The 20573-nt window shown below is 63.9% G+C and carries 10 protein-coding genes; 7 read left to right on the top strand and 3 right to left on the bottom strand.

Annotated features, from left to right (window positions below):
* Nucleotides 1-122: 122 nt before the first annotated feature.
* Nucleotides 123-2573, bottom strand: coding sequence for a prolyl oligopeptidase family serine peptidase (locus tag MUN81_RS02710; protein ID WP_245114855.1), 2451 nt, complete (start codon nt 2571-2573; stop codon nt 123-125).
* A 101-nt stretch (nt 2574-2674) separates the two neighbouring features.
* Here MUN81_RS02710 and MUN81_RS02705 point away from each other — a divergent pair, with 101 nt between their 5' ends.
* On the top strand, nt 2675-3739 hold the full coding sequence (locus MUN81_RS02705; protein ID WP_245114854.1) for an Atu2307/SP_0267 family LLM class monooxygenase: 1065 nt from the start codon (nt 2675-2677) through the stop codon (nt 3737-3739).
* Nucleotides 3740-3778: 39 nt separating this feature from the next.
* The gene (locus tag MUN81_RS02700) at nt 3779-4282 is read left to right on the top strand and encodes a hypothetical protein (RefSeq protein ID WP_245114853.1); all 504 of its coding nucleotides are present in this window, start codon (nt 3779-3781) and stop codon (nt 4280-4282) included.
* 77 nt (nt 4283-4359) lie between these two features.
* Here MUN81_RS02700 and ahcY read toward each other — a convergent pair whose 3' ends face one another.
* Entirely contained in the window at nt 4360-5679 is a 1320-nt protein-coding gene (gene ahcY, locus MUN81_RS02695) for an adenosylhomocysteinase (RefSeq protein WP_245114852.1), read from the bottom strand.
* Nucleotides 5680-6015: 336 nt separating this feature from the next.
* On the opposite strand from ahcY, the gene MUN81_RS02690 reads away from it, so the two are divergent.
* Nucleotides 6016-15438 carry a BNR-repeat neuraminidase N-terminal domain-containing protein gene (locus tag MUN81_RS02690; RefSeq protein WP_245114851.1) on the top strand — a complete coding sequence of 3141 codons (9423 nt, stop codon included), beginning with the start codon at nt 6016-6018 and terminating at the stop codon, nt 15436-15438.
* Between the two features lie 74 nt (nt 15439-15512).
* On the opposite strand, the gene MUN81_RS02685 is transcribed toward MUN81_RS02690, so the two are convergent.
* The gene (locus MUN81_RS02685; protein WP_245114850.1) at nt 15513-16250 is read right to left on the bottom strand and encodes a DUF4397 domain-containing protein; all 738 of its coding nucleotides are present in this window, start codon (nt 16248-16250) and stop codon (nt 15513-15515) included.
* Between the two features lie 223 nt (nt 16251-16473).
* Between MUN81_RS02685 and MUN81_RS02680 the strand changes: the two genes are divergently transcribed.
* The 4 genes from MUN81_RS02680 to metK all read left to right on the top strand — a co-directional run bounded on the left by MUN81_RS02680 (nt 16474) and on the right by metK (nt 20548).
* Nucleotides 16474-17022 carry a hypothetical protein gene (locus tag MUN81_RS02680; protein ID WP_245114849.1) on the top strand — a complete coding sequence of 183 codons (549 nt, stop codon included), beginning with the start codon at nt 16474-16476 and terminating at the stop codon, nt 17020-17022.
* 28 nt (nt 17023-17050) lie between these two features.
* The gene (locus MUN81_RS02675) at nt 17051-18259 is read left to right on the top strand and encodes a class I SAM-dependent methyltransferase (RefSeq protein WP_245114848.1); all 1209 of its coding nucleotides are present in this window, start codon (nt 17051-17053) and stop codon (nt 18257-18259) included.
* Nucleotides 18260-18364: 105 nt separating this feature from the next.
* Complete coding sequence (locus MUN81_RS02670; protein ID WP_245114847.1) at nt 18365-19099, top strand: SDR family oxidoreductase; 735 nt, start codon at nt 18365-18367, stop codon at nt 19097-19099.
* Nucleotides 19100-19285: 186 nt separating this feature from the next.
* On the top strand, nt 19286-20548 hold the full coding sequence (gene metK, locus MUN81_RS02665; RefSeq protein WP_245114846.1) for a methionine adenosyltransferase: 1263 nt from the start codon (nt 19286-19288) through the stop codon (nt 20546-20548).
* Nucleotides 20549-20573 lie beyond the last annotated feature (25 nt).

The following is a 20573-nucleotide window of genomic DNA, read 5'->3' as shown; positions in this document are numbered from 1 at the left end:
GCTGAGCGCAGCCGAAGCATCTCTCTACACAACTAATCCAATCGATTAGGATTTTAGTATTGCGGTAGAGATGCTTCGGCTGCGCTCAGCATGACGTTCAAGGCTGGTTGTTTAATCTGTAGCTACTGCCCCGCCCCGCCCCTCTCCCCGACGGGCTTGAGGTTGGCTTCAAACAGCTTCAGAATGCGCTTGTACTCGTCGGTCCAGGAAGAGGGCTCCACGAAGCCGTGGTCCTCGACGGGGTACACGGCCAGCTCCCAGTTCTCCTTTTTCAGCTCAATGAGCCGCTGCGACAGACGCACGATGTCCTGGAAATGCACGTTGGTGTCCACCATGCCGTGGCACATCAGCAGGGCGCCTTTCAGGCCGCTGGCGTAGTTGATGGGCGACGAGCGGGCGTAGGCCAGGGAGTCGTTGTAGGGCTCGTTGAGGATGTTGTCGGTGTAGCCGTGGTTGTAGTGCGCCCAGTCGGTGACGGAGCGCAGCGCGGCCCCGGCCCGGAATACCTCGGGCTGCGTGAACATGGCCATGAGCGTAATAAATCCGCCGTACGAGCCGCCGTAGATGCCGATGCGCTGCGGGCTGACGCCGTATTTCTCCGCGAGCAGCTTGGCGCCGTCCACGTGGTCCGAAAGGTCTTTGCCGCCCATGTAGCGGTAGATGCCCGTGCGTACGTCGCGCCCGTAACCGGCCGAGCCGCGGTAGTCGATGTCGAGCACCGTGTAGCCCTTCTCCACCAGCAGGTTGTTGAACATGTACTCGCGCGAGTATTGGCTCCACCACTTGTGGGCGTTCTGCAAATAGCCGGCGCCGTGCACAAATATCACGGCCGGGCCCTGGGCCGCGGGGTTGGCCGGGCGGTAGAGGCGGGCGTACACATCGGCCCCGTCGCGGGCCTTGATGGTGATGATTTCGGGGTCGCGCCAGGGGTAGCTTTCAAACTCCGGCGTGGTGCTGTGGGTAAGCTGCCGCATCGGCGCCTTGGGCTTGTTGGCCATCACGAATAGCTCCCAGGGCTTGTTGGTGTAGCTGTAGCGCACGGCCAGGGTGCGGCCGTCGGGTGACACCACTACCTCGTGCGCGCCGGGCCGGGTCGTGATTTGCTGGAGCGCGCCGCCGTTCAGGGGCAGGTGGTAGAAGTGCTGCTCGCCGGGGTGGGTGGCGTTGGCGGTGAGGTACCAGGTTTTGCGGTCGCGGCTCAACTGAGCGCTTTGGATTTCGAACTTGCCGCTGGTGAGTGCTTTTTTCTGGCCGGTGGTCACGTCCACGGTGTAGAGGTGGCTGTAGCCGGTTCCCTCGCTCTGAAACCACACACGGCGGTTGTCGGGCAGCCAGCCCACGTTGCCCGGCCCGTTGCCAATGCCGGGGCCGCTAATCCAGGCGTCGTCGTGCTGACGGTCGAGCAGCTTGATTTTTTGGGTGGCGGGGTCCAGGCCCACTATCCACCGGTCTTTGTTGTCGGCGGTGCGCATCACCAGAAACGCGCGCTGCCCATCGGCCGACCAGTACGGGCCAAACGGCTGCACGCGGCGCAGCTCGGGCTTTTTCGCCTTGCCGGCGGACTTGGCTGAGTCGGCGGGCATGGGCGCCTTGGCCGGCAGCGCGTATTCCTTGCGGTAAGCCGGCTGCTCGTCCAGGCCCTTCAATTCCTTGTAGCCCAGCACAAACGTGGTGTCGCGGGCAATGTCATAAATGCCCAGCTCGACTGCCGTCTGGGCCGCGCCTACCTTGGTGCGGGTCGAAATGTCTTCGGTGAAGCCTGAAGCCGTCACGAAGCTGGGCACCAGCGCTACTTTGGCGGCCGCGGGCTCCTGCCGCAGCGCGTAGGTCACGTAGCGGCCGTCGGGGCTGAGCTGCAGGTTGGCCACGGTTTGCAGGCCCAGATAAATGGCCTTGGGCTGCAGCCGGGCCAGGGCCTTTTGCTGGCGCTCCTGGGCCTGCCGGTCCTGGTCGCGCAGCCGCACCACCTCAAACAACGCCAGCTGCTGGGCGCGCAGGTAACGCTCGGCCTTGTCGGTGGGCGTGGTGCTGGCGGGCTTGCTGCCTTTGCGGAAGTCGGTGCGCTGGACGGTTTCGCCCGTGGCGGGGTCCCAGGTGTAGAGGTTCTGGGCGCGCACGTAGCTCACGAGCTTGTCTTGCAGCGCAAAATCAGGGTTGCTTTCGCGCTCGGCGGTGTTGGTCACCCGCCGGCTTTTCTGGGTTTTGAGGTCGAGCAAATAGATGTCGCCGTCGCGCTCGTACACCTTGCGCGTATAGGCCTCGTCGTAGGTGCCGGTGCTGGCGGGCAGTTCCCGCTGCTCGCGCTGGCTCACTTTGCGCGGCGCCGCCGGACCCGTGGAAGCCACTTCATAGAGCGAGTCGCGCCGGGCTTTGGTGGGGTTCCAGTTGAAGTAAATGCGGCGGCCGTCCTCGGCCCAGTATATGTTCGACGGCGAGGTACCTACCCACTGCGCCGGCTCCCGCATGATTTTATCGACGGTGAGCGGTGCCAGGCTTTCGGTTGCGGAGGCTGGCGCCTGCGCCAGTGCTGGTTCGGCCGCCAGCAACAGCCCCAGAAAGTAAAGATTACGCATAAACAAAGCTACTTCGCTCAGCCCACGGCGCCGCCTCACCCAAAACAATTCGCACAGTTCGCGCGTCTCGTTTGCTGTCTTTTTATTTGATACCCGCCCCCATGGAATTAGGCATTAGCTCATTCGGCGAAGTCGCGCCGGCCCACGTGGCCGGCCAGGACCCCGCCGCCACCCAACGCATGCAGGAGCTGCTGGCCCTGGCCCGGCGCGCCGATGAAGTCGGCCTCGACGTGCTGGCCCTCGGTGAGCACCACCGTTCCGATTTCATCATTTCCTCGCCCGAAGTGGTGCTGGCAGCTGCCGCGGCCGTCACGAAAAACATTCGCCTCAGCAGCGCCGTCACGGTGCTCAGCTCCGCCGACCCGGTCCGCACCTTCCAGAACTTCGCCACCGTGGACCTGATTTCCGGCGGCCGGGTCGAGATTATCGCCGGCCGCGGCTCGTTCATTGAATCATATCCGCTGTTCGGCTACGACCTCAACGACTACGACGAGCTATTTGTGGAAAAGCTGAATTTACTGCTCAAAATCAACGAAAGCGAAGTGGTGACCTGGCAGGGCAAGCACCGCCCGGGCATCGCCGCGCAGGGCGTGTACCCGCGCCCGGCCCAGCCCAAAATCCCCGTTTGGATTGGCATTGGCGGCACGCCGGCATCGGCGGTGCGGGCCGGCAAGCTGGGGTTGCCGCTCACCATTGCCATCCTGGGCGGGGCGCCCGCCCGCTTCGTGCCCTTTGCGGAGCTTTACCGCGAATCGGCTGAGCAGGCCGGGCACGACGCAGCCCAGTTGCCGCTCTGCCTCAACTGCCACTTCCACCTGGCCGAAACGTCTCAGCAAGCTGCCGATGAATTCTTTCCGCCCTATGCCACGCTCATGAACCGCATCGGCCGCGAGCGGGGCTGGTCGCCCATGGACCGGCGGCACTTCGATTTCCTGCGCGGGCCGGAGGGGCCGCTGTTCGTAGGCACGCCTCAGGAAATCACTGCCAAACTACTGAACCTGCACGGGCTCTTCAACAACACCCGTTTCCTGGCCCAACTGGTGCTCGAAGGCATTCCGCACGCCAGCGTGCTGCGCTCGGTGGAGCTGTTTGGGCAGGAAGTGGCGCCGGCCGTGCGTACCGCATTGGGCTACCCGCATGATTCCAGCCTTACTTTGCCGGCGTAAGCGTTTGTTACCCATTGCTTCATTTCCCGCCGTTGGCTTATGCTGAACCTGCTGTGGTCTGCCCTGAATGTGGTGCTTCTGGGCTTCATTTTCTACATCTTGTATCGAGCCGCGCGGCTCGTGAAGCAGCACATGGGCAACGGGGCGCTGCTGGGCTTTGTGCTGGCGTTGTTTGTCATCGGCGGTCGGAGTGCAGATGCCTCTTCCGAAGCACCCAGAAACCTACTGGCGCAGCCACCCCAGGCACCCATCGGCAACGCCAGCAGCCAGCAGGAAATCGCCTTGGGGGGCAGCAATACCCTCACCCTGCTGAGTTCCTACCGAAGCAACAACGGCCACCTCGAGCCGCTGAGCCTGTACACCACGGTATCTGGCATTGTATTAGGGCATCGCTGGAAGCCGATTGGCGGCATGCTGCACGAGCAGGGCTCCCGGATGCAATACGAGGTGACGATGCAGCACGAATGGCGCTTGTTGGGCATGCAGGTGTATGGCCAGATAGAGGAGTTCAGGGGCGTCATGCCTTCGCCTACCCCTCCGTAGTGCACCAGCCCAGTGGGCACAAAAAAAACGCCTGGCACACAGCCAGGCGTTTTTTTTTGCAATCGGAATTCCTACGCTTAGTAGCGGTACAGGTCCGACTTGAAGGGACCTTCTACCGGCACCTTGATGTAGTCGGCCTGCTTGGGCGTCAGCTCGTCGAGCTCCACGCCAATTTTGGCGAGGTGCAGGCGGGCCACCTTCTCGTCGAGGTGCTTGGGCAGGGTGTACACCTGGTTTTCGTACTCGTTGCCGCGCTCCCACAGCTCCAACTGGGCCAGGGTCTGGTTGGTGAACGAGTTCGACATCACGAACGAGGGGTGGCCGGTGGCGCAGCCCAGGTTCACGAGGCGACCTTCGGCGAGGATAATCACCTCTTTGCCTTCGATGGTGTAGATATCAACCTGCGGCTTCACGGTGTCTTTGGTGTGGCCGTAGTTCTTGTTCAGCCACGCCATGTCGATTTCATCATCGAAGTGACCGATGTTGCAGACAATGGCTTTGTCCTTCAGCATGCGGAAATGCTCCTCGCGCAGGATGTCGCAGTTGCCGGTGGCCGTCACCACGATGTCGGCTTCTTTCACGGCGTTGGTGAGCTTCTTCACAGCGTAGCCGTCCATGGCGGCCTGCAGGGCACAGATGGGGTCAATCTCGGTCACGATGACGCGGGCGCCGGCGCCGCGCAGCGAAGCGGCGGTGCCTTTTCCCACGTCGCCGTAGCCGGCTACTACGGCAATTTTGCCGGCCATCATCACGTCGGTAGCCCGGCGGATGGCGTCCACGGCCGACTCTTTGCAGCCGTACTTGTTGTCAAACTTCGACTTCGTTACCGAGTCGTTCACGTTGATGGCGGGGAAAGGCAGCGAGCCGTTTTTCACGCGCTCGTACAGGCGCAGCACGCCGGTAGTGGTTTCCTCGCTCACGCCTTTGATGCCGGCGGCCAGCTCGGGGTACTGGTCCAGCACCATGTTGGTGAGGTCGCCGCCGTCGTCGAGAATCATGTTCAGGGGCTGGCGCTCCTCGCCGAAGAACAGCGTCTGCTCGATGCACCAGTTGAATTCTTCCTCGTTCATGCCTTTCCAGGCATACACCGGGATGCCGGCGGCGGCAATGGCGGCGGCGGCGTGGTCCTGCGTGGAAAAGATGTTGCACGACGACCAGGTCACCTCGGCGCCCAGCGCTTTGAGGGTCTCGATGAGCACGGCGGTTTGAATGGTCATGTGCAAGCAGCCGGCAATGCGGGCGCCCTTGAAGGGCTGCGACGCGCCAAACTCCTCGCGCAACGACATCAGGCCGGGCATTTCGGCTTCGGCCAGACGGATTTCCTTGCGGCCCCACTCGGCCAGGCTCATGTCCTTTACTTTGTACGGAACGTACGTTTTCGTCGTGGTTTCCACCATGATATGAGTTGATTGTTGGTATCGCGTTTCAACCGCAAAGATACATGTTTTGTTCAAGGGCCGGCACTACGAAGCCGGCCAATTCGCCCGCCCTTCAGGCAAGCTATGCCGTGGTTTCTTGGGCGCAGCCGAGGCGACATCAGCGGGAATTTTACGCCCTTTGACGAGGAAAAATGTCAGGCCGGCCAGATATGAACATGCAAATACCTCCGGGCTAGGAATTAAACTGCTTGGCGAATTAACTTTCAGGGCTGAAATAATACCACTGCCTTTTTGCGCAAGCAGAGAGGCTTTTGTATGCCCTTTTGGCGTTTCCCACCCCCTTTTTCATTTTATATGGTTAAAACTTTACTCTCCGGGCGGCGTGATGCGCGGCCCACTGCCGCGCGCATGTGGCAGCTGCTTGGGCTGCTCACGTTGGGCGCAGCCCCGGTGTGGGCCCAACCCTCGGTGATAGGCACCAACACGGGCGACGTGAGCAACTCGGCGTATGGCACCTACGTGGCCGCCAACCTGGTCGATGTGGGCGGCTTCCGCCAGTACCGCACCCAAGCCACCAACTCCACCAACGACAACGTGGCCGAGTGGCAGTTTGCGCAGGGCACGGCGAGCAACGTGGACTACAACAACAAGTGGCTGCCGTACGCCAACGCCGGCATCAAGTACCGCATTCCCGGCTTCAACCAAGCCATTGCCCCGAATACCGCTTACCCGCCCAGCACCAACAACGGCACGGCCACTTATTCTGGCAACAACGGCGTGCCGGGCGGCCTGCCGGCGCTCACGGCCGGGCGCTACTACACGTTCAACATCACCAAAAACGCGCCCACGGCCGACAACACCATGGCCGTGCTGGAAACGGCCTACAACCCGGTGGCCATCAGCGCGGTGGCCGCCAACACGGCCACGCCGGGCAAAAACAGCCTGGTGCAGATAACGGCGACGCTGGCCAGCGCGCCCAATGCGGCCGAATATTTCTACGTTCGCTACTCTACCAACGCTTTCGGCACCTCTGCGCTGGTGCCGCTCACGGTGTCGGGCACCACGGCCACGGGCCTTATACCGGGGCAGGTGGCCGGCACGGCGGTGTCGTACTACGTGCTCAGCTCGCCCATCGCCACGGCAGCGGCTATCGGCACCGACTACGACATGCTGACGCTGAACCTGAACAACAACGGGGGCGCCAACTACAACTACACGGTGGCCGCCACCGTGTGCGGCCTCTACGGCATCGACAACACCACGGGCAATGCGACGGGCAGCGCCGGCGTGTTCAACTCGTTCACCAACGCGTTTGCGTTTCTGAATGCCAGTACCTTGTCCTGCGCTACCACGTTCAACGTGACGGCGGGCTCGACTTACACGGAAAAGGCCGCGCTCGGCACCATTGCCGGCAGCAGCGCGGCCAACACGGTTACGTTCCAGAAATCGGGCACCGGGGCCAACCCCAAAATCACCGCGCCCGGCAGCTCAACCAGCACGACGGTTGATGCCATCATCGGCCTGAACGGCACCGATTACGTCACCTTCGACGGTATCGACCTGCTCGACCCCAGCACCAACACCACGGCGGCCACGCAAATGGAAGCCGGCTACGCCCTGTGGCGCGCCGGCACCGGCGCCACGCTGAACGGCTGCCAGAACGTGACGATTAAAAACAGCACCGTCACGCTGCAAAAACCACTGGCAACCAGTTCCATTACCACGGGCATTTTGTCGGCCAATACCGACAATACGGGGGCGGCTGCGGTGGTAACCGGCGCCACCGTGGCCACCGCTATTAACACCAATAACACGTTTACGGCCAACACGCTGACCAACATGAGCCGCGGCGTAGTGCTGCAAGGCCTGACCAGCGCTACCTATTACGACCAGAACAACACCGTGGGCGGCACCGCCAGCGCCGCTGGCAATACCATCAACAACATCAACGCCGGCAGCAGCACCAGCGGCGAGGTGTACGGCATTCTGGCCGACTACCAAACGGGTACGTCCATCACCTTCAATACGGCGGACAACGCCGGCAATGGCGGCACGGCCGCTACCCGCGAGCTGCGCTGCATTGCCTTCAACCTGGGCACCTCGGGCGTGCTAACGGCCAGCAACAACACGCTGACCACGCAAACCAATCAGACCGCCGTCGTTTACGGCATTCGGTGCGAGGCCACTGGCCTGACGCTGACCACCAGCAACAACCAATTCACGGCGGTAGCGGCTACGGCGGGCAGCTCGGGCGCCATCTACTTCATGGGCATCCTGGTGAGCAGTTCCACCGGAAACCTGGCTTCGTGGACAGCTGATGGCAACACCTGGGACAATGCCGGCAAGTCGCTCATCAGCAGCGGGCAGCTCGCCTTGGCTTATAACAGCAACAAAACCCCTACCGTCACTTTCACCAACAACACAGCCAAAAACATTGCCCGCACCACCAACGCCGGCACTTTTTATGGCTACTACAACGGCGCGGGCGGCCCGGCCACTACGCCGGCCCTGCACACGATAACGGGCAACGTCATCCAGGGCCTCTCCTTCCCGGGGTCGTCCGACGTGTACGGCATTCAGAACACGGCCGGGACCACCGCCTCGCGGGCCCAGGTCAAGATTGAGGGCAACACCATCAAAGACATCACGTCGGTCACGGGGGCTATTTACGGGGTGCTGTTCGACTACGGCGACAACGCCGGGGGCGCCACCACTTCCACCATCAACGCCAACACCATCAACAAGCTGAGCAGCGGCCCGGCCAGCAGCCTCACCAAAGGGGTGTACGGCATCTTTGTAGGCGGCACCACCAGCTTCACTTCGGGCACAAACGTGACCAACCTGAAGGTACAGAGCAACCAGGTTGGCGAAGTGGGCGACGCGGCCACGCCCACGCTCAACGGCATCAACAACAGCGGGGCGACGCCCGTGGCGGGCATCTATTTCAACGGCGGCGCCACCTCACCAACCCTGGACTTTTCGTCGAACGTTATCAAGAACGTCAATTCGACCAATAGCAGCAGTTCACCCTCTGCATACGGCATGTTTTTCGCCGCGCCGGGCTCGGGCAATGCCACGATTACCGCTTCCGGCAACACCATTGCGGGGGTGAGCCTGACCAACAGCGCCAACAGCGGGTCAGCGTACGGCATGTTTGTGACCGGATTGGGCACCTCTGGCACGGCCACGTTGGAAGACAACGTCATCAACAACGTGCTGGCGCAAAACACCAGTTCGTCGGTGTACGGCATTCGGTTCTCGGCCGCGGCCACGGCCAACGTGCGCCGCAACACCCTGTATGCCCTGAGCCACACCAACACCTTTACCGGCGCGGTGTACGGTCTCTACTTCGGGGGTGGCAGCACGTTCAACATCAGCCGCAACAAGGTGTACGACCTTTCCTCGGCCGCTGCCACGGCCACGGTGTACGGCATTTACACGCTGGGCGGCAGCGCCGATAACGTGGACAACAACCTGATTGGCGACCTGCGGGCCCCCATCAGCACCGCCGCGGGTTCTTTGGTGGGCATTAACCTTACCAACAGCGGGCCCTACAACGTGTACCACAACACCGTTCGGCTGAACGCCACGAGCACCTCGGCCACCACGTTCGGCTCGTCGGCCGTGCTGCTGGGCTCCGGGGTGCTCGACTTGCGCAACAACCTGCTGGTGAACCTGAGCACGCCGGTGGGCGCGGCCTACACCAGCGCCCTGCGCCGCAACGTGGCCGCCACCAGCGCCAACACCGCCGCCACGACCAACAACAACATCCTGTACGCCGGCGCGCCCGGCGCCAACAACGTGGTGTACGCCGAAGGCAGCACGCCCACCACCTACCCGGCCCTGGCCGACTACCGCAACGCCATGGCGGCGCTGGGCGGCTCCACGCCGCTGCGGGAATCGGCCGCCGGCACCGAAAACCCGCCGTTTCTGAGCACCACCGGCAGCGCTGCCACGTTCCTGCACATCGACCCGGCCGTGGCCACGTTGGTTGAGAGCGGCGGCACGCCGGTGAGCGGCGTAACCACCGACTTTGACGGTGACGCCCGCAACGCCACCACGCCCGACGTGGGGGCCGACGAGGGCAACTTCACCCCCGCGCCCACCATGGCCGTCACGGCCCTGACTTACGCCCAGAACGGTCTGAACACGACGAACAACGCCACCAACCAGCTCATCACGAGCCTGACTGTGACCACGGCGGGCAGCTACGACCGCCTGCGGCTGACCAGCGTCACGTTTAGCCTAGCCGGCACCGCCGTGCCAACCAACGACATTACCAATGCCAAGCTGTATACCAGCACCAGCGCCACGTTCGCGGCGGGCACGGCCACGCTGCTGGGCACCACGGGCAGCCTGGCCGCGCCCAATTTCACCTTCACGCTGAGCACGCCGCAGCCCCTGACGGAAGGCGCTAATTACTACTTCCTGACCTACGACATCACCGGCGGCGCCACGGTGGGCCGAACCATCGCGGCCGTGCCCACCAACGTGGCTTTCACGTCGAGCGTCACCAATACGGCTTCGGCCATCACGAGCGGCAGCAGCCCGGTAGCTATTGCCCTGACGGGAACGGCCGCCGCGCGCACCATCGTGGGCCCGCTGAACGGAACCTATACCGTGGGCGTAGCGGCCGGCAATGACTACGCCACCATCACGGCAGCGCTGGCCGACCTGGCTTTCCGGGGCGTGAGCGGCCCGGTGGTTTTCTCGCTGACCAACGCCACCGCCACGCCCTACAACGCGGCCAATGGCGAAACTTTCCCCTTCGTGATTCCGCCTTTTGGCGGCGCCAGCGCCACCAACACGGTTACCATCAAGCCCGCACCAGGCGTGGCGCCGGTGGTGAGCGGCAACAGCGGCAACACCAACACCGCCGTGTTCAAGCTCGATGGCGTGGATTATTTCGCCTTCGATGGCTCGAACACCCCCGGCGGCAGCACCCGCGACCTGACCATTAGCAACACCACCAACCAAGTGCTGACGGCGGTAGTGTGGGTGGCCAGCGCGGGCACCGGTGCCGGCGCCACCAACATCACTGTTAAAAACACCAATTTGGTGGGCACCAGCAGCTCCACGGGGCTCTTTGGGGTATTTGCCGGCAGCAATACCATCGTTTCGAATGGGGGCACCGGCACGGGGGCAGATAACGACAACCTCACCATCCAGAACAACTCGTTCCAGACGCTGGCTTACGGCATCTACGCGGGCGGCACGGCGGGCGGCACCACGGCTGGCAGCCTCGACGGGCTGGTGATTAGCGACAACGCGGTGGGCACGCCCAGCGCCGGCCTGACCACGGTGGGTATTCAGATTAGCAACACCGGGGGCAACTCCTCGGCCACGGGCGCCCAAATCACGCGGAACACCGTGCAAAACGTGGTGGGCAGCAGTGCAACGCCGCTGTTCGGCATCTATGCCGACACGGGGGTGCCGTTCGTCACCATCAGCCAGAACACGGTAGACGGCATCAGCCAAGGCTTTGGGGCCGACGCCTCGGGGATTTACGCGGGCGCCGGGTTCACCGACGGCACCATCTCGCGCAACCGGGTGGTGAACATTGCGGCCACTGCCACCGGCAGCTTCGGGGCGCACGGCATCGACGCCCGCACCGGCAGTACCGCGAGCAACCTGCTCATCGCCAACAACACCGTGGCCGGCATCAACGGCTCGTGCGGCACGTCGTTGAGCACCAACGGGATTTCGGGCATTCGCCTGCTGAGCAGCATGGGCGGCGCGAAGGTGTATTACAACTCCGTGAACCTGACCGGCGCCACCACCAACACCACCGCCAGCACCGTTTCGGCGGCCTTCCACACCAGCTCGCTGATAACCACCGCCGGCACGCTCGACGTGCGCAACAACGTTTTTGCCAACTCGCTGGTGAGCCCCGGCAGCAGCGGGGCCAGGAACTACGCCATCTACAGCGGCGCTCCCCGGGCTGCTTACGCCACCATCGACTACAACGACTACTACGTGAACGGCCCGAACGGCGTGCTGGGCAACTACGCCGGCACCGGGGCTGCCACTTCGGGGAGCGACCTAACGACCTTCGCCGCCATTCAGAACGCGACGAGCGGCTTGGGGCAGAACGGTAATTCCCGCAACGCCGTGCCGGGCTTCGTAAGTACCACCGACTTGCACCTGAGCAATTTCTCGGCGCTGGAAAGCGCCGGGGTGTCGCTGGCCGGCACCGTGGACACCGACTACGACGGTGACACCCGCCAGGGCAGCGCCGGCTACACCGGCACCGGCACCGCCCCCGACCTAGGCAGCGACGAAGCAGCCGTATTGCCGGCCACGGCGCTGGTCCTGAGTGGCACGTACACCATCGACAACACGCAGGCCACTAGTTACCCCACCGGCCGCAATTTCCGCTCGTTTTCCGACGCCGTTGCCGTGCTCAACCAAAGCACCATTACGACGGCCACGGCCGGCACGCCGGCCGTGACGTTCAACGTGAGCGCCGGCCAGACCTTCGCGGAGGAAGTGCCCGCCATCACCACCACGGCCACGGGCGCCACCACGGCGGTCACGTTCCAGAAAGCCGGCGCGGGCGCTAACCCGGTGCTCCAGCCCGCCGGTTCGGCGCTGAACGCGCTGGACGCGGGCTTCACGGTGCAGGGTGCCGACTACCTCACCTTCGACGGCATCGACGTGAACGCCCCGGGCGGCAACGTCGAGTTTGGCTACCTGGTGCGTAATGCCTCGGCCACCAACGGCGCTTTCAACAACACGGTGCAAAACGCCACTATTTCTCTGAACCGAAATAATCTGGCCTCGTGGGGCGTGGCCCAAACGCTGGACCTCCGCTACGGCGGCGCCACCACGCCCACCAGCCTGGCTGGCTGCAACCAGAACAACCGCTACCTCGGCCTGCAGGTGTACAACGCCGTAGCGGGCATAGTAGCGCTGGGGTATAGCACCGCCTTCTACGACTACAACACGGAAATTGCCAACTGCAGCGTTGGGAGCAGCACGGCCCCCGTTGGCGGCGTGGCGGCTTTCGCCGTGGGCATCAACGGTGGCGTGAACCGGAAATTGTCAGTTCACGATAACGTGGTGCAATACGTGAGCAGCACGAGCACCGGAGGCGCGGCGGGCATCTACGTGTTTCAGCTCAGCGGGGGCGCCAGCACCACCGTGCCAGCCGATGCCAACGCCGTCTTCAACAACCGCATTTCGAACATTGCCACGGTGGGCGCCGCCAATACGGGCAAAGCCTGGGGCGTGTATCTGGAAGGCAGCACGACGTCGGGCAACGCCGCCGGGGCCGTGCAGCACTCGACCAGCCTGTATAACAACGTCATTACGGGGCTCACGTCGGGCTTCACGGGTACGGCCACGGCCACTCGCTACGTGAATGGCATTTTCCTGACCAGTGGGGCCGGGCAAACTTCCATCAGCTCGTATTTTGTCTCCTTCAACACCGTCAGTCTGAACACCGGCACGCCCACCTACAGCAGCACGGGCTACGAGTTCAGCAGCGCCAGCGGCGCGGCGCTGAACGTTCGCGACAACATCTTCGCCAACTTCACCGGGGCACAGACAGGGCCGGCGTTCCACTCGGCCTACCATTCCACGTCGGGCACGCAAGTAGGCGGCGCGTCGGATTACAACGACCTATGGGTGCCCAACCTAACCGGCGGCGTGTTGCTAAGCAACGGCAGCAACGCCGGGTATTCCACCATTGCCACGGCGCAAAGCGGTGGGGGCGAAGGCGCCAATTCCAAGAGCATCGACCCGGTGTTCGACGCCATCCTCCGCCCGACCAACTCTGCCCTTAACGGCCTGGGCCTGACCATTAGCGGCATCACCACCGATTTGGTGGGCACCGTGCGGGCCACCGGCACGGCCGCCAGCCAAACCGGCCCCGACATGGGCGCCTACGAATTCCCCAACACGACCAACGTGGCCCTGAATGCTGCGGCCCTGACGGCCCCAGCCGCCAACTATTGCACGCCAGGCCCCCTCAGCGCGCCCATTACGCTGAGCGTGACCAACACCAGCACCAACCCGCTGGTACTGGGCGTCAACCAGAAGCTGCTCGTGAGCGGCACGCTGGTATTGCCGGGAGGCGGCACCCAGCCCCTGAGCGCCACCGTGACCAGCGGCACCATTCCCGCCAACGGTAGCCTGCCCGTGAGCGTGGGCACCGCCAATCTGACGGCCGCCGGCACCTACACGTTTCAAGCGCTGACGGTGGCCCTGCAAACCAGCGAGGGCCTGACCATTCCCGAAACGCTGACGACGGATAACACGCTCAGCCCGAACCCCACCGTGACCGTGGGCGACCAAACCACCTACACCGGCAATGCGCCCGGCGACGGCAGCAACTGGTTCAACGCCGCCAACTGGACGGCCTGCGTGCCCAGCAACACCATCGACGCCCTTATTCCGGCTGGTTTGGCCAACTATCCAAACCTGAACACCGCAGCCAACGCGGCCGTGCGCACCCTCACCATCGCCAACGGCGCCAGCCTGGCCCAGACCGCCGGCACCCTGAACGTGTACGGCGACCTGACCAGCAATACGGCTACGGCCAACGTGAGCCTGACCGGCGGCATGGTGGCTTTCCGCGGCGCGGCGCCCACCGTCACGGGCATTGCCGGTTTTTACGACCTCAACGTGAACCTGAGCAGTGCCGCCGGCGTGCTGGCTTTGGCCAATAATACCAACGTAGCTCATGCCCTGACCATGAGCCAGGGCGTGCTGAACACCGGCGCCTACACCGTGACGCTCACACCAGGCGCCACCCTTTCCGAAACCGACGCGAGCTACGTGCTGGGCCAGGTAGCGGTGCCCGGCCGCGACCTGAGCACGGCCACGGCCGAGAGCTTCGGCAACATCGGCCTGACGCTGACGCCGGACGCCGCTTCCACGGCTTTCCCCGGCCTCACCACGGTGGTACGCACCACGGGCACGGTGCTCACCGGCGTGGGCACCAGCCAGAGCATCAAGCGCTACTTCGACATTCAGCCCGCCACCAACGCGGGCCTGAACGTGGCCATGGACTTCAGCTACTTCGACCACGAGCGCAACGGCATTGCGCCCGGCAACGTGGCCTTGTTCAAATCGGTGAGCAGCCTCACGGGGCCGTGGGCCAACCAAGCGCCCATCAGCATTGCCGGCAATACGGTGAGCAAAACCGGCATCTCGGACTTCTCCATCTGGACGCTGGGCAGCGCCACCAATCCGCTGCCCGTGGAGCTCACCGCCTTCGCGGCCGAACGCCAAGGCACCAACGCCAACCTGACCTGGACCACCGCCAGCGAGAAAAACAACGCCGGCTTCGACGTGCAGGTGAGCCTCGACGGCCGCGCGTTCCGCACACTGGGCTTTGTGGCCAGCCCCTCGGCCAGCAGCAGTGCCCCGCGTCACTACAGCTTCCTCGATGTCGAGAAGGGCAAGGCTGGCCTGCGCTACTACCGCCTGCGCCAGCTCGATGTAACCGGTAAAACCGAATTCTCGCCCGTGCGCACTCTGCGCTTCGAGAACGAAGCGGCCCCGGCCATCGTCTTCACGGGCGTGCCCAACCCCTTCGCGCACGGCCTCACCCTGCGCGTGGAGCTGCCCATTGGCACGCCGGCCGCCGCCGCTCAGCTGCGCGTGACCGATGCCGCCGGCCGCTTGGTGCTGGCCACGACCACTCCGGTGCTGGCCGCCGGCCTCAGCCAGCTGTCGCTCGACCTGCGCGGCCAGGCCAGCGGGGTGTACTTTGTGCAGTTGGCCTTCCCCGGCCAGCCCGCGCAGCACCTGCGGGTGGTGAAGGAGTAATACTTCGCCATAGCGCATAAAAAAGCCCGCTGGATATTTCCAGCGGGCTTTTTTTATGCACTATGGCCATCAGGCTAATTGTTCTGAATGAGCACAACTTTGGGGGCCAAATTGGGGTCGAGGCTGGTGTAGCCCCGCACCAGCACGGTGTAAATCTTGCCCGACTCGTAGTTTTTCGAAGCCGTGGTAGAACCCGAACCGTTGCCTTCGGCCACGTACAACACGGCCACGCTGGGGTTGCCCGCCGAAACGTCGATGTTGTAGGTACCGGCATTGATTTCTACAAACGGCGAAGCGGTGCCAAAAGGCACATCGGCGGTGATGGCCTGCGAGCCGACGGCCAACCGCTGCGTGAGGCGGAGCGGCGAGGCCTGCCCCTGGCCCAGGTGCACCAGCCGAATCTTGGCCTTGCCCGAGGCAGGAGTCGTCAGGTCGTCATTCACGAACAAGCCGCTCACGGCCGTGGTGGCGCCCGGCGAGTAGGCGAAGTAGGAGTAGTTCTTGTCTTTTTCCACCGCCACGCTCTGCGTCACGGCGTTCTGGCCGGAAGTGGCCACGTTGACTTTTAGGGTGCGGCTACCGGCGGGCACGCCTTGGTAGCCACTGTTGGCGCCGTAGGCCAGCGTGGCCTTCTCGGCGTCGTCGGCCAGAAACTTCACGTCCAGGTTGGCACTGGGGGCCGCGTGGTGGAATTTAACCTGACCCTGCTCAACTACGGGTGCCACAGGCTCATCTTTTTTGCTGCACGAGGCCAGAAGCACGGCGGCCGGCAACAGGGCCCGGAAGGCGAGGGAAGCGAAAGACGTTTTCATACGATTAGATACAGCGGTAAAATGTGGGTGCGGGTTGCCCGGAAACTTCCGGCCGGCCCGGCCAGAACGTGCGCCCGGGCCGCTTTGTTGAGTTTGGGGGCAAAAAAATGGCGACGCAGGGCGTTTTCAGCCTCCTTTCGCATTCTATCTTTGTTACATGCACAAATTGGATTGTCTGGCCGCCGCGGGGTGGCGGCTGCGTGGGGCAGTTACCACGGCGTTGATGTTGAGCCTGTTTACCCCGGCCCTGGCCCAGCAGGCGCCGGCCACCATTCGCCTGCACCCCGAAGATGCCGAGCGCGGCCTCAACGGCCCCCAGCACAACTTCGATTTCCTGCCGCCCGGCGTAGATGGCGACAATTACCAGAGCGCCGGGTTCTTCGGCCAAAAGCTGCGCCCCTACCTGGCCGGCAACGCCGAAGCCCTGGCCCACCTCGACCAGTACCGCCGCCAGAAAACCCTCTACCTCGTCGACCGCGTGGTGGCCGTGGGCTCCTTCGGCCTCTGGGGCCAGCAGATTTTGATTGGCGACGAGCGGCAGTACTTCAACAACACCCAGAAGGTGGCCCTGGGCGTGTTTGCCACCAGCATCCTCGCCACGCTTTTCATCAACCGCAACACCAACACCTACATGAAGCGCGCCGTGGAAGCCTACAACGCCGCCCCGCCGGCCCACGGCAGCGTGTGGCCCCGGCTGCGGCCCAGCGGGGTGGGCTTGGGCGCGGCGCCCACCGGCCAGCCACTGCTGGCGTTGCGCTGGGACTTGCGCTAAGGCCGCGGGTTTTCCGTATATCCTTTCCATGGACTACCCCTTGCCCGAAGCGGCCCGGCGCTACGTGGCCGCGCACCTGCACGACGACCCCGCCCACCTGGCCCTGCAAGCCCGCCGCCACCCCGGCCTGCCCGTGCCCGAGCTCGTGCGCCAGATTCAGGCCCGTCAGAAGGCCCGCGTGAAGCTGCCCGACTGGGCCGACAACCCCGATTTGATATTTCCGCCCTCCCTTTCGGTGGAGCAGGCCTCGTCGGCGCGCACGGCGGCGTTCAAAGCCAGCCTAGTGGACGGCCAGCGCTTGGCCGACCTCACCGGCGGCTTCGGGGCCGACTCGGCGGCGTTTGCCCAGCGGGTGGCCCACGTCGACTACGTGGAACGCAACCCGGCGCTGGCCGATGTGGTGCGCTATAACTTTGGCCAGCTTGGCATCAGCAACGTGGACGTGCACGCCGCCGACGCGCTGGCTTTTCTCAAGGAAACCAACCAGCACTATGACTGGCTCTACCTCGACCCGGCCCGGCGCGATACGGCCGCGCGCAAAATTTTTCTGCTGCGCGACTGCGAGCCGGACGTGGTGAAGCTCATGCCCTTGCTGTTGCATAAGGCCACAAAAATCCTGCTCAAGACTTCGCCCATGCTCGACATCGAGCAGGCCGTGCAGGGCCTGGGCCACGTGCGCCGGCTCTGGGTGGTAGCCGTTGATAACGAGGTGAAGGAAGTGCTCTACGAGCTGGGCCAGGAGCCCGCCGTCGACCCCGAGCGCTACGCCCTGAACCTGCGCCGCGACGGCACCCAGCAGGAGTTCCGCCTCAACCGCGCCCGCGAAGCCCGCGCCACGCCCCGCTACGCCGAGGCCCAGCAGTTTCTGTACGAGCCCAACGCGGCCGTGCTCAAGGCCGGCGCGTTTCGCAGCATCGGCACGGCGTTCGAGCTGCTGAAGCTGCATCAGCACAGCCACTTGTACACGTCCGACGTGCTGCGGGCCGATTTTCCCGGCCGCATCTTCCGGGTGCTGGCCGTGGAGAAAGCCGACGGTGCCACCCTCAAGGCGCACCTGGGCCCCGAAGCCCGCGCCCACGTCACCACCCGCAACTTTCCCGACTCGGTGGCCGATTTCCGGCGCCGCACCGGCATTCGGGAAGGCGGCGACGTGTACCTGTTTGCCACCACCGACCTGCGCGGCCGGCCCGTGGTGCTGGTGTGCGAAAAAGTGGCGCCGGCCCTGGCCGTTGCCTGATTATCGCCAAATTTCTGAGCAGGCTCGGCCACCGGGCGCAGAGGCCCGTACAATCAGCCGGCCCGCCAAGTGGCGCGGCCTCTCCTCAGAAGCAGGCTGGTTGTTATGCGTTTTACAGATAAAGTGTGCCTCGTAACCGGCGGAACCTCGGGCATTGGCCAGGCCGCCTGCATCCGGCTGGGGGCCGAAGGCGGCACCGTCATCGCCCTGGGCCGCGATAAAAAAGACGGCGCCGAAACCGTGCGTCTCATCAAAGAAGCCGGCGGCCAGGCCGTGTTTATGGCCTGCGATTTGGCCAAGCCCAAAGCCATTGAGGCCACCGTGCAGAAAGTGCTGGCCAAGTTTGAGCGCGTCGACGTGCTGGTGTGCGACGCCGCCATGATGACGTTTGACCCGCTGGTAAAGCTGCCGCTGGAAAAGTGGGACCTGCTCATGCAGGTAAACCTGCGCTCTTTGGCCCAGCTCACGCAACTGTGCCTGCCGCACATGCCCAAGGGCAGTGCCATCGTGGCCATCAGCTCGGTGCACGCGCACCAAACCACCGCCGCCGTGGTGCCCTACGCCACCAGCAAAGGCGGCATGGAAGCTTTTGTGCGCGGCATGAGCCGCGAGCTCGACTTCCGCCAAACCCGCATCAACGCCATCGCGCCCGGCGCCGTCGACACGCCCATGCTCTGGAGCAACCCCAACGTGAAAAACGGCAACGAGCAAATCGACAAAGCCACCGTGGGCAAGCCCGAGGAGTTGGCCGCCGCCATCGCATTCATGGCGTCGGCCGAGGCCAGCTTCATCCACGGCACCACCCTGGCCGTGGATGGCGGCCGGCTGGCCCAATTGTAGCGCGCTACGCCCGGACGGGGGCCGTCGCAACGCCAGGGCGTTGCCGCGCAAAAGCCGGTTGGGCTTTCACAGCGCTGACCTTACGGCCAATAGCCCGGTTTTCCGTAGTTTTGTGGCGCGCCCGCTCGCCGGTTTCGGTCGGGCGGGCGCCCTGCTTTTTTCTCTCCTGCCCTTTTCGCGCATTCAATGCCCTATCTGTTCACTTCCGAATCGGTTTCGGAAGGCCATCCCGATAAAGTTGCCGACCAGATTTCCGACGCCATTCTCGACGAGTACTTGCGCCAGGACCCCACGTCCAAAGTGGCCTGCGAAACGTTGGTAACCACCGACTTCGCGCTGGTAGCCGGCGAAATTAAGTCCAAGGCCCACGTCGACGCCGAGCCCATTGTGCGCGAAACCATCCGCCGCATCGGCTACGACAAGCCCGAATACCTCTTCAACGCCGACACCTGCGAGGTGATGAACCGCCTGCACGAGCAGTCGCCCGACATCAACCAGGGCGTGGAGCGGGCCAAGGACGAAGACCAGGGCGCCGGCGACCAGGGCATGATGTTCGGCTACGCCAGCCACGAAACAGCTAATTACATGCCGCTGGCCCTCGACCTGTCGCACCGCCTGCTGCAGGAATTGGCCGCCATTCGCCGCGAGGGCCGCGACATGCCCTACCTGCGCCCCGACGCCAAAAGCCAGGTCACCATCCGCTACTCCGACGACCATAAGCCGGAAGCCATCGACACAATCGTTATCAGCACGCAGCACGACGAGTTCGACGCGTCGGAGAGCGTCATGCTCGACAAAATCAAGGCCGACGTGCTCAGCGTGCTCATTCCCCGCGTGAAGGCCGGCCTGAGCGCCGATGCCCAGGCGCTGTTCACCGACCAGATTACTTACCACATTAACCCCACGGGCAAGTTCGTCATCGGCGGCCCGCACGGCGATTCCGGCCTCACCGGCCGCAAAATCATTGTGGACACGTACGGTGGCAAGGGCGCCCACGGCGGCGGCGCTTTCTCCGGCAAGGACTCTTCCAAAGTAGACCGCTCGGCCGCTTACGCCGCCCGCCACATTGCCAAAAACCTGGTGGCCGCCGGCGTGGCCGACCAGGTGTTGGTGCAGGTAGCCTACGCCATTGGCGTGGCCCAGCCCGTGGGCGTGTTCGTGACCACCTACGGCACCAGCCATGCGAAAAATGAGGCCGGCCAACCCCTCACCGACGGCGAAGTAGCCCAGAAAGTACAGAAGCTGTTCGACCTGCGTCCTTACGCCATCGTGAAGCGCTTCGGCCTGCAAAACCCCATCTTCGCCCAGAGCGCGGCCTACGGCCACATGGGCCGCCAGCCCGGCACCGTGAACGTGGTGATGCCCGACGGCGAAACCAAAACTTTTGAAACCTTCACCTGGGAAAAGCTCGACTACGTGCCCCAGATTAAGGCCGAGTTCGGGCTGTAGACCAGCACCACAGCATCAGACAACA

The organism is Hymenobacter sp. 5317J-9 (genome assembly GCF_022921075.1).
In the GTDB taxonomy this organism is placed as follows: Bacteria; Bacteroidota; Bacteroidia; order Cytophagales; family Hymenobacteraceae; genus Hymenobacter.
Note: the sequence above shows the minus strand (reverse complement) of the source record. Positions and strands in the feature narration are given on the sequence as shown.